Annotated in this window: 11 protein-coding genes; 6 read left to right on the forward strand and 5 right to left on the reverse strand. The window is 48.8% G+C overall.

The features are described from left to right. Nucleotides 1-8: 8 nt before the first annotated feature. The 4 genes from SOHN41_RS19180 (at nucleotide 9) to SOHN41_RS19195 (ending at nucleotide 3,908) form a co-directional block, all read left to right on the forward strand. Nucleotides 9-1,619, forward strand: a complete 1,611-nt coding sequence (locus SOHN41_RS19180) for an alpha/beta hydrolase (protein WP_037459712.1) — start codon at nucleotides 9-11, stop codon at nucleotides 1,617-1,619. 3 nt (nucleotides 1,620-1,622) lie between these two features. Continuing rightward, a complete protein-coding gene (locus SOHN41_RS19185; RefSeq protein ID WP_007652254.1) occupies nucleotides 1,623-2,357 on the forward strand; it encodes an ATP-binding cassette domain-containing protein in 735 nt (244 codons plus the stop codon). A 94-nt stretch (nucleotides 2,358-2,451) separates the two neighbouring features. Next, nucleotides 2,452-3,591, forward strand: a complete 1,140-nt coding sequence (locus SOHN41_RS19190) for an ABC transporter permease (RefSeq protein ID WP_007652256.1) — start codon at nucleotides 2,452-2,454, stop codon at nucleotides 3,589-3,591. Nucleotides 3,592-3,647: 56 nt separating this feature from the next. Next, entirely contained in the window at nucleotides 3,648-3,908 is a 261-nt protein-coding gene (locus SOHN41_RS19195; RefSeq protein ID WP_007652258.1) for a hypothetical protein, read from the forward strand. Nucleotides 3,909-3,911: 3 nt separating this feature from the next. Here the strand turns inward: SOHN41_RS19195 and SOHN41_RS19200 are convergent, their stop codons facing one another. After that, nucleotides 3,912-4,955, reverse strand: a complete 1,044-nt coding sequence (locus SOHN41_RS19200; protein WP_037459714.1) for a GlxA family transcriptional regulator — start codon at nucleotides 4,953-4,955, stop codon at nucleotides 3,912-3,914. A gap of 147 nt (nucleotides 4,956-5,102) precedes the next feature. On the opposite strand from SOHN41_RS19200, the gene SOHN41_RS19205 reads away from it, so the two are divergent. Beyond that, nucleotides 5,103-5,327, forward strand: a complete 225-nt coding sequence (locus SOHN41_RS19205) for a hypothetical protein (protein WP_007652262.1) — start codon at nucleotides 5,103-5,105, stop codon at nucleotides 5,325-5,327. Between the two features lie 30 nt (nucleotides 5,328-5,357). Here SOHN41_RS19205 and mog read toward each other — a convergent pair whose 3' ends face one another. The 4 genes from mog to SOHN41_RS19225 all read right to left on the reverse strand — a co-directional run bounded on the left by mog (nucleotide 5,358) and on the right by SOHN41_RS19225 (nucleotide 11,105). Then, on the reverse strand, nucleotides 5,358-5,891 hold the full coding sequence (gene mog / locus SOHN41_RS19210) for a molybdopterin adenylyltransferase (RefSeq protein ID WP_007652263.1): 534 nt from the start codon (nucleotides 5,889-5,891) through the stop codon (nucleotides 5,358-5,360). Nucleotides 5,892-6,143: 252 nt separating this feature from the next. Further along, a complete protein-coding gene (locus tag SOHN41_RS19215; protein WP_007652264.1) occupies nucleotides 6,144-7,103 on the reverse strand; it encodes a carbohydrate kinase family protein in 960 nt (319 codons plus the stop codon). A gap of 106 nt (nucleotides 7,104-7,209) precedes the next feature. Next, a complete protein-coding gene (locus tag SOHN41_RS19220; RefSeq protein ID WP_007652265.1) occupies nucleotides 7,210-9,606 on the reverse strand; it encodes a TonB-dependent receptor domain-containing protein in 2,397 nt (798 codons plus the stop codon). Nucleotides 9,607-9,884: 278 nt separating this feature from the next. Further along, nucleotides 9,885-11,105 (reverse strand): MFS transporter, encoded by a 1,221-nt coding sequence (locus tag SOHN41_RS19225; protein ID WP_007652266.1) that lies wholly within the window; start codon nucleotides 11,103-11,105, stop codon nucleotides 9,885-9,887. 259 nt (nucleotides 11,106-11,364) lie between these two features. Between SOHN41_RS19225 and gtfA the strand changes: the two genes are divergently transcribed. Beyond that, complete coding sequence (gene gtfA / locus SOHN41_RS19230; protein WP_007652267.1) at nucleotides 11,365-12,849, forward strand: sucrose phosphorylase; 1,485 nt, start codon at nucleotides 11,365-11,367, stop codon at nucleotides 12,847-12,849. Nucleotides 12,850-13,033: the final 184 nt, after the last annotated feature.

Here is a 13,033-nt window from a genome sequence, read left to right on the forward strand (position 1 = left end):
AAGGTCCTATGATACACAGGAAGTTCAGCAACGCCGTTCAACGCCCTGGGCTAACTTGGCCACGGCATAGCGCTAAGGTCACCTGGCACACTCGTATCTTAAGCACACACATCTTAAGTATGAGCGCACTCCTGTTAGCGATGGCAAGTACGGCAACTTGGGCGAGTGATGTAAAAAAACAAGATATAAAAGCAACAGACAAGGCAGGCGCTTGCTATGTGGAAGGCGTATCGGATCGTCTAGACTGCGGTTTTGTGACTGTGCCTGAAAACCCCAACAAACCCGATGGTAAACAGATCCAAGTGCATTACGCCGTACTGCCCGCGGTGAAAAATACCAACCATGAGGAAGCCTTACTGGCCATTGCTGGCGGCCCAGGACAATCGGCCATAGACAATGCCGCAGGCTTCAATGCCATGCTGAGCAAAGTGCGTCAGCAAAGGGATATCCTGCTTATCGACCAAAGGGGCACGGGCCGTTCGAATCTATTGCAGTGTGACCAAGGGGAGCAATCTGCCCTGTCCTTCGATGACGATAATGTCGATAGCTTAGCCGAAGCACAAAAATGCCTCGCTAAAATCGATGCCGATGTCAGCCAATACGGCAGCCTCAATGCAATCAAAGATTTCGAAGCCGTACGGGCACACTTAGACTACAAAAAACTGCATGTGTATGGCATTTCCTACGGCACTCGTATGGCCCAACTTTATATGCGCCTATACCCAGAGCACTTAGCCACTGTGACCTTAGACGGCATAGTGCCAATGCAGCAAAGTGTGTTAGAAATTGGCGCATCGATTGACCGTGGCTTCGAGTTATTATTTAAGGATTGCCAAGAAACCGCGGCTTGCCATGCCCAGTTCCCAGAGCTTAAAGCCGAGTTTGAACAAGTTGCCGCCTCGCTCGCCAACGCGCCGATAACGGAAAATATCTCCGACCCTGTCACGGGTGAAAAGACCATTTTGACTATGACGAGGGGTAAGTTTTACGGCGCAATCCGTATGGCGCTGTATCAAACCAATGTGCGCGCCCTTGTGCCCCATGCGATTCATCAAGCGGCTAAAAATAACTTTCAACCGCTTCTAGGGCTTTATGCCCTCACCATAGATAATGCAGGCATGGCAATGGGCATGCACGCCTCCGTGGTCTGTGGTGAAGATATGCACCGTATCACCCCCGCAATGCGCGAGCAGGCTAAACACTCCTTTATGGGCAAAACTATGCTCGAAGGCTTAGAAGCCACTTGTACTGCCTGGAAAGTCCCCGCTGTGGATGCCAGTTTTAGCGAGCCCATCGGCAGCGATATTCCGACCTTACTCCTATCCGGTGAAATCGACCCCGCCACACCGCCAAGTTGGGGCGAGTTGGCGATGGAAAAACTCACCAATGCTAAACACTTTATCGCGCCCTATGCGACCCACGGCGTGGCCTATCAATCCTGCGCAAATAACCTTATCGCCGATCTCGTCCGCTCGGGTTCGGTCAAAGATCTCGACGGTGAATGTTTGAAGAAAGATGTGCGTCGCAGCTTTTATTTGAATGCCAGCTCGGTAGAGCCACTTGCTGTGACCAGCACAAAAACGACTGATAATAACGCCAGCACTGGGGCCAAGGAGTAAGCCATGATCAAAGTATCCAATCTTTCCAAACGCATAGGTGATGTGCAGGCACTCAAGGACTTAAGCTTTAGCGCACAAAACGGCCAAATAACGGGATTGCTCGGACCTAATGGCGCGGGTAAAACCACCTGTTTACGCACTATTTTTGGCTTGCTTAAACCCGATATGGGCACGGCCGAAATTGAAGGTATTGATGTCGCCATCGACCCTATCGGCGCTAAACAACAACTCGGACTATTCCCCGACCCCTTCGGTCTGTATGAACGCTTAACGCCACGGGAATATATCCGCTACTTTGCCGAACTCAGCGGTTTATCCGCCAGCGAAGCCAAGGAGGCTACCAGCCAAGTGATTGCTAAATTGCGCCTCGAAGATATTAGCGACCGCCGCTGCAAAGGCTTCTCCCAGGGGCAGCGGATGAAAACCGCCCTTGCACAGGCCATAGTCCACAGTCCGAGTAATATCATCCTCGACGAACCGACTAGAGGGCTCGATGTGATGAGCACTCGCCTGCTGCGTGACATTCTTATCGACCTTAAAAATCAAGGGCATTGCGTGCTGTTCTCCAGCCATGTGATGCAGGAAGTCGCCGCACTGTGTGACCAAGTGATCGTGATGGCACAGGGTAGCGTCGTTGCCATTGGCAGCCCTGCAGAACTCTGTGCCCAAACGGGTAAAGCCTCACTCGAAGATGCCTTTATTCAACTTATCGGCACGGATGAAGGGATAGCGGCATGATGACTCAACCCCAACTACGCCCGCGGGCTTTAACCATTAATACATTGATCTTTAAAAGCTTGGTATTTAAGAAAACCGTTAAAGGAATAACAGCATGAATAAGATAATCGCCATGGTTCGCAAGGAACTCATCGATGCGGCCCGTGATAAGCGCTCGGTAATGGCGGGGCTCTACTACGCCATAGGCACGCCGCTGATCATGTGCGGCCTGTTTTTAGTGTTAATTGGCCAGCTAACCAGCCCCGATGATTTGAAAATCACCATCACAAATCCCGATAAGGCACCGGATCTCGTCCGTTTTTTATCAAATAAAGGCATTAGCAGTGGTGAAACGAAGGACAGTGAGCTTAAAGCCATAGAGCTTATCATCGACCCAGACTATGCCGCGCAGATGAACCAAGGCAAAGGCGCCGAGATCACTATCGTTGCGGATAACTCCGATGAAAAACTGCAAAACTCGATCCGCAGACTCGAGAAACAACTACAGGCCTACAGCACAGAAATGGGCAGCCTACGCCTTATCGCCCGCGGTATCGATCCCCGCGTGATGCAGCCGCTTAAGGTCAATATTCACGACCAAGCGACCACGGACTCTAAGGGTGGGATGATCTTAGGTATCGCGATTTTCACTATGATTTACTCGGTATTTATCTCAGGGATGAATTTGGCCATCGATACCAGCGCCGGCGAGCGTGAACGTAACTCCCTAGCACTGTTACTCAGCCATCCGCTGACGACTCGCCAATTAGTGCTGTCAAAAATCATCGCCGTGAGTCTGTTTGCACTCTTAGGATTAGTGCTGATCCTGTTGGTATCGAAAATCGCCTATACCTATGTACCTTGGCAGGAACTCGGCTTTAGTGTCAGCATTACCAGCGAGTTTATCGCCTTGATGTTAGTGGTCGGCATCCCAGTCGCGCTGATGGCCGCCTGCCTGCAATTGTTTGTGTCCTTTATGGCAAAAACCTTTAAGGAAGCCCAATCCTACCTAACCATGGTGCTGTTTGTACCCTTAGCCCTGTCGATGGCGGCCAGCTACAACATCGCACCCGATGTCCTGCAGTGGCTGCCCGTATCGGGCCAACAGCAAGCGCTAATGGATTTTATTAAAGGCAAGGACATGAACTTGCTGCAGTTGTTGGTATCAACACTGGGCACACTTGCCATCGCCATAGTGTTAGCGTTCGGCATGGAAAAATCGTTAAAGAGTGAAAAGGTCATCTTCGGATTATAAAACTATCGAACCGCAGAGGGCGCACTGCGCCCTTAAATCGGGTTAAGGAGTCAGTGATGGAAAACGAATACGTGTTAATGGTCATTATGGTGACCTTTGTCATCGGCGTGAGCGCGACCGAGATGTTTAAGCATTACTTGAAAATACACCAACTGGGTAGCGGTAATCATCGGCAACTTGAAGATAAACTCACACAATTGAGTCTGCAAAATCAGGTGCTAGTCGAGCGAGTACAAGTCCTAGAGCGCATCGTCACTGACACAGATAACAGCGCCACAGATAACTCGTTAGCGCAGCAGATTGAGGCGTTGAAATAGCGCTTAATGCAGCTCAGCCTCACAGCAATTATCGCTATTAAACTCGTATTGCTGAGTATTAAAGCGTTGCCTATAGGCCCGAGGCGTCAAGCTCGTTAGCTGAATGAATAGTTTGCGAAACGAGCTGACATCTTCATACCCCACCCGCACGACGACTTCCTCTAGCCCTAAACTGGTCGTTTCCAATAAACGTTTTGCCTCGTCCACCCGCAGACGCTGCACATAGCTGGCGGGGGTTTCGTTTAAGGCTTTCTTAAAGCGACGGATAAGCGTACGTTTACCAAGGGCAAATTTATCAGCAATATCATCGAGTAACAGAGGTTCGGTTAAATGATGCTGCATCCATTGCTGCACATTCCAAATCACTTCATCCTTATGGCTAGATGCCATTAATTCCATCGTCATAAAGGGTTGTTGGGATTGACGATTAGGATCGATCAGTAGAATTTTAGCCATCTGACTTGCCAGCTGTTCCCCCACCAGAATATGCACTAAATGCAGGGCGAGGCTCATGTTCGAGGTCGTCGCCCCCGCCGTATGCACATGCCCGTCGGAGACCACCAGTTTGTCCATGCGTAGATTCACCTTGGCAAAGTGGCGCTGAAACATTTCATTCAGCCACCAAACCGTGGTCGCCTCGCGTCCATCGAGCAAACCCGACGCCGCCAAGATCAAGGTGCCGGAGCAATAGGCCGCTAAGGGTTTGCCCGATCCAGCGAATAACCGCAACGGCTCAAATAAAGGGTCAAAATCATGGAGATAAGTTTGGAACTCACTCTTATTGGTCACCATGGCCGAGGCTAAGATCACCGCATCGGATTGCAGAATATCACTCGGCGTATTCAACCCAATCGCAGGCACTTTAATCCCTTGATTCGTTATGATATCCCCGCCGTGACTCGACACCACTTTGCACTCGAACAGGTCTTCGTTGGCCTCTGGATTCACTCGCCGCCAGTAGGTATTGCAGAAGCTAAACACATCGAGAAATCCAATAATCCCGCTGGCAACCGTATTATTAGTTGCAAAAATAGTGATCCTTTTCATCTCCACCCCCTCGCACCAGTATTGATTAGAGTCTAGTGCAATTTAGCAAAATGTCACTACTCACCCTTAAATTGTCAATAACGACACTTCAAGCCCCGTTGCAGAATTTTTAGACTGTCTCAAACTTCCAAAGGAAAGGATGACACTATGACGCAGCCATCGATAAACTACCTTAAGCGAGCGCTGGCCTTGAGCCTACTCGGCATCACTTGGGCACTATTGCTCTGGTTAAACTTCAGCATTGCCCCCAACGCCTTCGCGCATTTTGTGGCAATACCCGTGCTCTTTATTGCGACCGGGATTTCTACGCTACTGCTCACGAACAAATATCAAGGCACACTCCAATCAAGAAACCATAAAAACCCAAGCTAGGCTGGGTTTAATAGGGAACAACGGTGAAAGCTATTTTGCCTTAGGCCTAAAGGGCTTAATCACGGCTTCGTTGCACTCTAAATACGGCCCTTCCATCAGGTCGATACAGTAAGGAATTGCAGGGAACACGGCATCTAAACATTCGCGAATCGATTTTGGCTTGCCGGGCAAGTTCACGATCAACGAATCACCCCGTAGACCTGCGGTTTGGCGAGATAAAATCGCCGTTGGCACAAATTTTAATGACTCGGCGCGCATTAACTCACCGAAGCCTGGCATCATGCGATCACACACGGCTTCGGTCGCCTCAGGGGTAACATCGCGTTTCGCAGGTCCTGTGCCACCGGTGGTGACAATTAAGCAGCAGTCCTGCTCGTCGGCCATTTTGATCAGTGTCGCTTCAATCACATCTCGCTCATCGGGGATCACTTGATAAATCGGCTCCCACTCGCTGGTGAGGTAGTCGCTTAGCGTGTCGATAATCGCCTTGCCTGAGATATCTTCATAAATCCCCGCGCTGGCGCGATCGCTTACCGTCACAATACCGATTTTTGCTTTGCTCATAGGACATCCCCAATGATGTTGAAATAAAACCATGCCGAAAAAAATGTCGACATCAAGCATGGAAGAAACCAATGCAGCTTCGACCATAAGTCGCAGCTAAAATAGCATAAATGCTCGATAAAGGGGGCGACTAAAACGTGACTTGGCTCGCGCTATGCTATTGAAAAACGGCGGGCAGAAAATATAAAAGACATAAAATCCAAGGCAAACGCCATAGGCTCACCTTGGATTTTCTGGTGAATGCAGTAACGCTTAGCTAACCTGTGCCAGTGTGGGTAAGGAGGGGAACGCGCCCTTTTGCCCGCAGGTAATCGCGCCGCAGCGAGTGGCAAATACCACCGCCGCCTCTAAGTGCGCTTGACTTTCGAGCCTTTGTTTCAAGGTTAAATACGCTAAATCGTATTCCAAGTCTAAGCCTAAGGCGAACAGAAAACCTGAGATAAAACTGTCACCCGCAGCAGTAGTATCGACGGCTGATATTTTGGGAACTGGGACGCTAAACCTGCACTGCGCCGTAATGCACTGCACCGGATTAGCGCCATCGGTGATCAAAATTACCTCAACCCCTTGGGCAAGGCAGAACTGTAAATAATCTTCAAAGCTGTTTTTTCTTGCCTGTGCTAAATAATCCGCTTCTTCACGACTCATTTTCAACACTTGAGTGTAACGAAAACACTGCTCCACCCGCTCGGTTAGCAAGGACGGATCCTGCCACAGGGATAAACGCAGATTCACATCGAAACTCACTAAGGTTGAGAACGCATCGGCACAACGCGCACCATAAAGGCTAGTGTTAAAGATGGCGGTTTCGGTAAAGGTATTAGAGCAAAGGTGAAAAATATCAATCCCCTGCCATGGAATATTGTCGAAATGCTGATTGCTGTAGCGCATGTCGGCGGTGCCATCACGATTGAACTCAAAGGTGCGTTCACCCCGTTCATCTAAATTCACCAGCACAGTTGCCGTAGGAGCGCCTAGCACTTCGGCAAGATAATCGGTCGCCACGCCCTGCTCCGCTAAGGCTTGTTTTAACATGACCCCATATTGGTCTGCGCTGATGCCACCAGCAAAATAACTCTTACCGCCAAGTTTAGCGTAACCCACGGCCACATTGGCGGGTGCGCCACCCGCAATCGGCTGATGATATTTGCCCGTGGCGTCGGTTGGCAGCAAGTCCACTAACACTTCACCGAAACTGAGTAATACTGTCATTTTTACTCCCACCTTGTATTCTGTTATCAAACCAAAAGCCCACTTTCATGGGCTGCTTTGGGTTTAGCATTTTTTCTGTAAAAACAGTTTCTGTAGCAACATCAACTTAGAACTCGTATTTAAGCGTCAGGCTGGTTGTGCGGCCATTAATGGTACGGGCTCGGATGATATTGTTATCTGGGATTGAACCTTCTTCCGCTTCAGTAATACCCGTGGCATTAAACAAGTTGTTGACGTTTAAGGACACACTCATGGCCTCGGTCAGATTGTAGGTCGCAAAGGCATTCACTTGGTTGTAGCCGTCGAAACTTAAATCATTATTATCTTGAGCATAAGCATCCGTAGTACCAATTAAGTTAACGCCCACTGAACCTTGGTCAAAGTTGTAACGGCCCATCAAAGAGTAGATAAAATCAGCCTGTCTTCTTGGGGTGTTACCCACCACTTCTGGTGTCAATGCATCTTTAGCAATCTCAGCATCGGTCCAAGTTAAGTTGCCCCTAAAGTCAAAGTCACCGATAAAATAGGCCGACTCGATTTCGATACCTTTCGCTTTGTACTTACGGTCGAAGAAACGTTGGCTAGTGGCTTCAAAGTTTTGCTCTTCGGTTTCTGAGTAGAACGCCGTCGCAAACACAGACAGATCATTGTAACGGTACTTAACACCTAACTCGTACTGGTCAACGATATCAACCGCATCTTCCTTCGCCACCGAACCATCGGCACGCACCTTACCAAATAACAGACGGTCGGCATTGGCGCGGCCACCGTGGCTCAAGCGACCAAAGGCAGCTAAGTCACTGGAAAATTGATAGTTAGCACCTAATGAGTAAGAGGTGTAGCTCCAATCGTAGTTGACTGGCTGAGGGTTAGCATTGTCGATGGAAGACACGCTCTGCTCAGGGATTGAAATCACCCCATCGAGATTCATATCCACTTGCGATTGCACACCGCCTGCGTAATAACCGCTGGCATCACCGCTGTCATAACGCACACTGGCATCGAGGGACAAGTCACCCAAACTCGAGGTTAACGCGAGGTAAGGCGCTTTAATGCTGTAATCGGTATCGTAATTACGTTGGCAACAATTTCCCCAGTAAGGCACGCCATAACCATAGAGGCCATTATCGGAATACGCCGTACCATCGGCGGCAACCACATCTAATAACGCGGCATTATCACCCTTCACTTCCATCAGATAGGAGTTCCACATCCAGGCCATGCTGATGTTTTGCACCGCATTGTAATAACCTAAAGTCACGCTGGTATCGTCGAAGGTTTTAGTCAATTTGAAGTCGTTTACGATTGAGCCAAAGTCATTCATCTTGACGTCGAACGTATGGATACGCATGGCGAGTCCATCCATAGGATTGCCCGCATTTGGTCCATTGGCGTAAATCAACTTAGCGCCGTTGCCTGCAATACTGGTCGCGATATCGCTACCGTTCGCCACTTCGGCGGGGAATGGCGCGATGAAGTTACCGCTCACATCGGAGAAACGGAAACGGTTTTCTACCTGCCAATCGTTACCTAAATCGAAGGACGCCTCTAAACCCACAGAATCAACCACAGGATTCATGCCATCGCGCATATCGCCACGGCGACGTTCGCCATCGGCACCTAAGCTCAAGGTTGATTGGAAATAAGCGGATTGAATCGCATCGGATTTAGCGTCAAAGCCTGGGATAGAGCTGCCATCCGAGTACATAGGCATAGGCAAGTAACCAATGCTTTTATCGTCTAAATGTTTGAAATACAGGCGAACATAACCCTTATCAAATTCTTTGGTTAAGTTAGCTTTGATCTGGCCGCCTTTGTTGGCGTTATAGCCGGCGTCGCGTGGGCCTTCACCCGTACGCACAAAACCACCCACATGGAAACGCAGACTGTCGTTGATGCTAGTGCCATATTCAAAATCGGTACGGAATGTATCGTAATCTAGCCCTAAGGTCGTAGAAACACTGCCCGCATCAGAGGAGCCCGTTTTACTGATCACGTTGATAATACCGCCGGGCGCATTACTGGTCGCGGTCGATGCCGAGCCACCACGGATAGATTCAATGGTTTGCACTGTTGAATCTAGACGTAAAAAGATATCGGCGTTACCGAAGGCAATATCGCCAAACTGCAGGATTGGCAAACCATCTTCTTGAATTTGCAGGAACTTAGCACCACCAGACGCCACAGGTAAGCCACGGACGGCAATGTTAGCGTTACCTTCACCGCCCGTAGATTCAACCTTCATCCCCGGAATAATACGAAATGCCTCGGCCGATGAGCGTGGTGTGCTCACCTCAAGCTCGGCGAGTGACACGCTGCTGACGGACACGCTCGAATCCATAACCCGAGTGCCGCGGGCAACCCCAGTCACTGTAATTCTTTCTAAACCTAACGCGTCTTGCTTGGCTTCTTCCTGTTGAGGTGCTTCAACGGCCCAGAGGTGAGAACTCACCAACACGGCCAATGTACTTAACAAGAATTTCTGTGATGTGCTTTTTATCATTTTTATGTCCCCACCCATATTTGAGATGCAGCCCACTCTCCCCATGGCTACACCTACCGAATTGTTGTTAATCGAAAAACCATCTTAGTGATTGTTCAAGATCATACTGAACTTAAGCCGCAACCAACTTAATCGATTAAGTTAACAAGTTAGCAACTTAATAACAAAAAGCAAGTGCATTTTTTGCACAGTTTTGGTTCGCACTCAGGATCTATTAAGTCAACGTATTGATTAATTAAAGAAATGTGACAGAAAAATATTTTCTGTCACGGCCCAAATTAGTGCGCATCGAAAGTTAACACATGGCGTGAAGGATCTTTAACGAGATTAAATCCGCTCAGGAGGCACAACAAAATGGCAAAACCAGTGGCGAGGTAGAAGCCATATTTAACATGGCCGAAGATATCGCCCGCTAACCCCATCAACAAGGGCCCAACGGCTGCAGACACTGCGGTAAAAAACAAGATAACCCCAGCCACAGAGCCATGCTGATCCACGGGGAAACAGCTAATCCCCTTAGAATTAAGCGTGGGATACATCATCGACATAAATAGCCCAGACAAGGGCAACAAGACGACAGCGGCTTCAATACCGTAGATCATTGACCCAAGATAACAAGCACTTATCGCGAAGCTAAACCAGAACATCACTTGCTGCCAAGGGAAGCGGTCGAGCACCCAGCCACCTAAAAAGCGCCCACCCGCCCTCAAGGTAAAGAAGATGCTCAAGGCATATGCCGCAAGCGTGGTGTAATCGCCTTGATAACTCTGCAGCAAGGTCGGCATCCACACGTAAATCGCCACTTCGGTGGCAACGTATAAGCCTATCGCGAGTGAAAACCCTAATGCATAAGGGTTTTTCATCATCTTAAAGGTGCTGGCAAGGTTAATGGCGTCCGTCGAAGAACGCTTAATTTGTGGATAATCCGCCCGATAAGCTAACCAACACAGCACTAAACAGAAGCAACCCGCCCCAAAATACAGATACTTCCAAGAGACGCCGCTGATCAGTAAATAACTGACGATGGCCGGCCCTATCATGGCGCCGACACCAAAGAAGCCCTCCACCGTATTCATCGTACTCGAATGCTGTTTTGAGGAGGTCGAGATGTCGCCGATAAGCCCGAGTGCGCCAGTTTTAAAGACACCAATAGCCAAACCCACAAGGGCGAGCAGGAGTAGGAAATAGTAAAAAGATTCCCCCAACGCAAACATGAAGCAGGCGAGTGCGAATAATAATAGCCCCAATAGGATGGTCAACTTACGCCCAATCTTATCCGCCAAGAAGCCTAGGAACAGTCCACTAATTGCGATAAAAATCATCGGCATATAGTGGAACGCGCTGGCCTGCGACATAGACAAACCAAACTGGGATATCAACTCAGGAATAATGACGCCCACGGCATCTGAGGTCATTGCGAACATGAAAAACATCAAATATGTGAGTACCCGGATACGGGTGTGGTTGCGGTTATCGCAACCTTTTGAATCATTAACCATACCATTTCACCTTATCGTTATTATACCTACTCCCTCTCAGGGGCTAGTGACAGCATACTGAAAGGATTTCGGCTTTTGTGTACAGCGGTGAGCCAGCCTCCCCCAAAACTTGAGACTAACTCAAAAATCCAACAAACCACTTGAATAATGTTTCATATTGGTTAAATATACAACTTAATCGATTAAGTTTAGTTGTGCAATCAATTAACGATTGCCATAAACCTTTACTCTAAAAAGACAACTCAAGCGTGGGCAAAGTATGAAAAACCAAGTGCAACTGATCACCTATGTCGACAGGATTACCAATGCCGGGCTCAAGGAGCTTAAAGCGCTGCTCGATGACGAGTTGCAAGATCTATTCGGCGGCGTACATCTTTTGCCTTTCTATTTTCCCATTGACGGCAGCGATGCGGGCTTCGATCCGATAGACCATGTGCAAGTCGATTCACGTTTAGGCAATTGGGATGACGTTAAACGCATTGGTGACGACTATGACATCATGGCCGACCTTATCGTTAACCACATGTCCGCCGAGTCGCCAGAATTTAAAGACGTGCTCAAGCACGGCAAACAATCGGCTTACTGGGATTTATTTTTAACCAAAGACAAGGTATTTCCTGAAGGGTTAAGCGAGCAAGATCAAGCCGCTATCTATCGTCCACGCCCTGGCAGTTGCTTCAGCACTTACACCTTAGCCGATGGCTCGACCGAAGAATTTTGGACCACTTTTACCCGCAATCAAATCGATATCGATGTTCACTCGGCCGCGGGTAAAGATTATTTAAACCGAGTGTTGGCACGTTTCGACCACAGTAAAGTGAATCTGATCCGCTTAGATGCGGCGGGCTATGCGATTAAAAAGCCCGGCACTAGCTGCTTTATGATTGAAGAGTCCTTCGAGTTTGTGGATAAATTAGCCCAGCAAGCCAATGAGTTAGGCATGACAACCTTAGCCGAAATCCATTCGCACCATATGACTCAGGTCGAGATCGCCAAGCGGGTCGACATGGTGTACGACTTTGCCCTGCCACCGCTCATCTTGCACACCCTGTTTAGCCAAGATTGCCAAGCCTTGACCCATTGGCTCGAAATGGCGCCGCGCAACTGCATTACCGTACTCGACACCCACGACGGCATCGGCATTATCGATGTCGGCCCCATGGATGGCCTACGCGGATTATTAACCGAAAATCAAATCGATAATCTGGTTGAAACCATACACGGCAATAGCAAGGGCGAGAGTCTACAGGCCACAGGTGCGGCTGCGAGTAACGTCGATTTGTATCAGATCAACTGCACCTATTACGATGCCCTCGGCCAGAATGACTTAGATTACTTGATGGCGCGGGCGATTCAATTTTTCGCTCCGGGTATTCCGCAGGTGTATTACGCGGGTCTGCTGGCGATTCCAAATGATATGGCACTGCTCAACCAAACCCATGTCGGGCGCGATATTAATCGTCCTTACTTGAACCGTGAAAAAGTGCAGCAAGCGTTACAGAAACCTGTCGTTAAGGCGCTGACTCAGCTGATTAAACTGCGTAATAGCAGCCCAGCCTTCGATGGCCGCTTTACGATGGCATCAAAGGAACGCACACTAACCTTATCTTGGACAACGGCCGATGCTCAGGCGAGCCTCACCCTCGACTTTGCCAATAAAGATGGCCAGATCATCCTCTTAGATAAGCAAGGTAAAGAGACGCAAGTGACCTTATCCAGACTGTTGGCTCAATCTCAGGCCTGATACTTTTATTCCTTAATCGCAGATAGCAAAAAGGCGCATTCAATGCGCCTTTTTAGTTAAAAATGACCCGTCCTAAATAGCGTTGACACTTTTCAATCTTTATTTGGAGAGTGTAATGAAATCAACAACCAAACGAACTCAACGGGATTATTCCCTCGCTTTTAAATTGGCCGTGGTCGACCAA

The organism is Shewanella sp. HN-41, assembly GCF_000217915.1.
Taxonomy (GTDB): domain Bacteria; phylum Pseudomonadota; class Gammaproteobacteria; order Enterobacterales; family Shewanellaceae; genus Shewanella.

Coding starts and splice junctions, on each gene's coding strand:
- SOHN41_RS19180 (WP_037459712.1), top strand. CDS start 9: ATGATACACAGGAAGTTCAGCAACGCCGTTCAACGCCCTGGGCTAACT.
- SOHN41_RS19185 (WP_007652254.1), top strand. CDS start 1,623: ATGATCAAAGTATCCAATCTTTCCAAACGCATAGGTGATGTGCAGGCA.
- SOHN41_RS19190 (WP_007652256.1), top strand. CDS start 2,452: ATGAATAAGATAATCGCCATGGTTCGCAAGGAACTCATCGATGCGGCC.
- SOHN41_RS19195 (WP_007652258.1), top strand. CDS start 3,648: ATGGAAAACGAATACGTGTTAATGGTCATTATGGTGACCTTTGTCATC.
- SOHN41_RS19200 (WP_037459714.1), bottom strand. CDS start 4,955: ATGAAAAGGATCACTATTTTTGCAACTAATAATACGGTTGCCAGCGGG.
- SOHN41_RS19205 (WP_007652262.1), top strand. CDS start 5,103: ATGACGCAGCCATCGATAAACTACCTTAAGCGAGCGCTGGCCTTGAGC.
- mog (WP_007652263.1), bottom strand. CDS start 5,891: ATGAGCAAAGCAAAAATCGGTATTGTGACGGTAAGCGATCGCGCCAGC.
- SOHN41_RS19215 (WP_007652264.1), bottom strand. CDS start 7,103: ATGACAGTATTACTCAGTTTCGGTGAAGTGTTAGTGGACTTGCTGCCA.
- SOHN41_RS19220 (WP_007652265.1), bottom strand. CDS start 9,606: ATGATAAAAAGCACATCACAGAAATTCTTGTTAAGTACATTGGCCGTG.
- SOHN41_RS19225 (WP_007652266.1), bottom strand. CDS start 11,105: ATGGTTAATGATTCAAAAGGTTGCGATAACCGCAACCACACCCGTATC.
- gtfA (WP_007652267.1), top strand. CDS start 11,365: ATGAAAAACCAAGTGCAACTGATCACCTATGTCGACAGGATTACCAAT.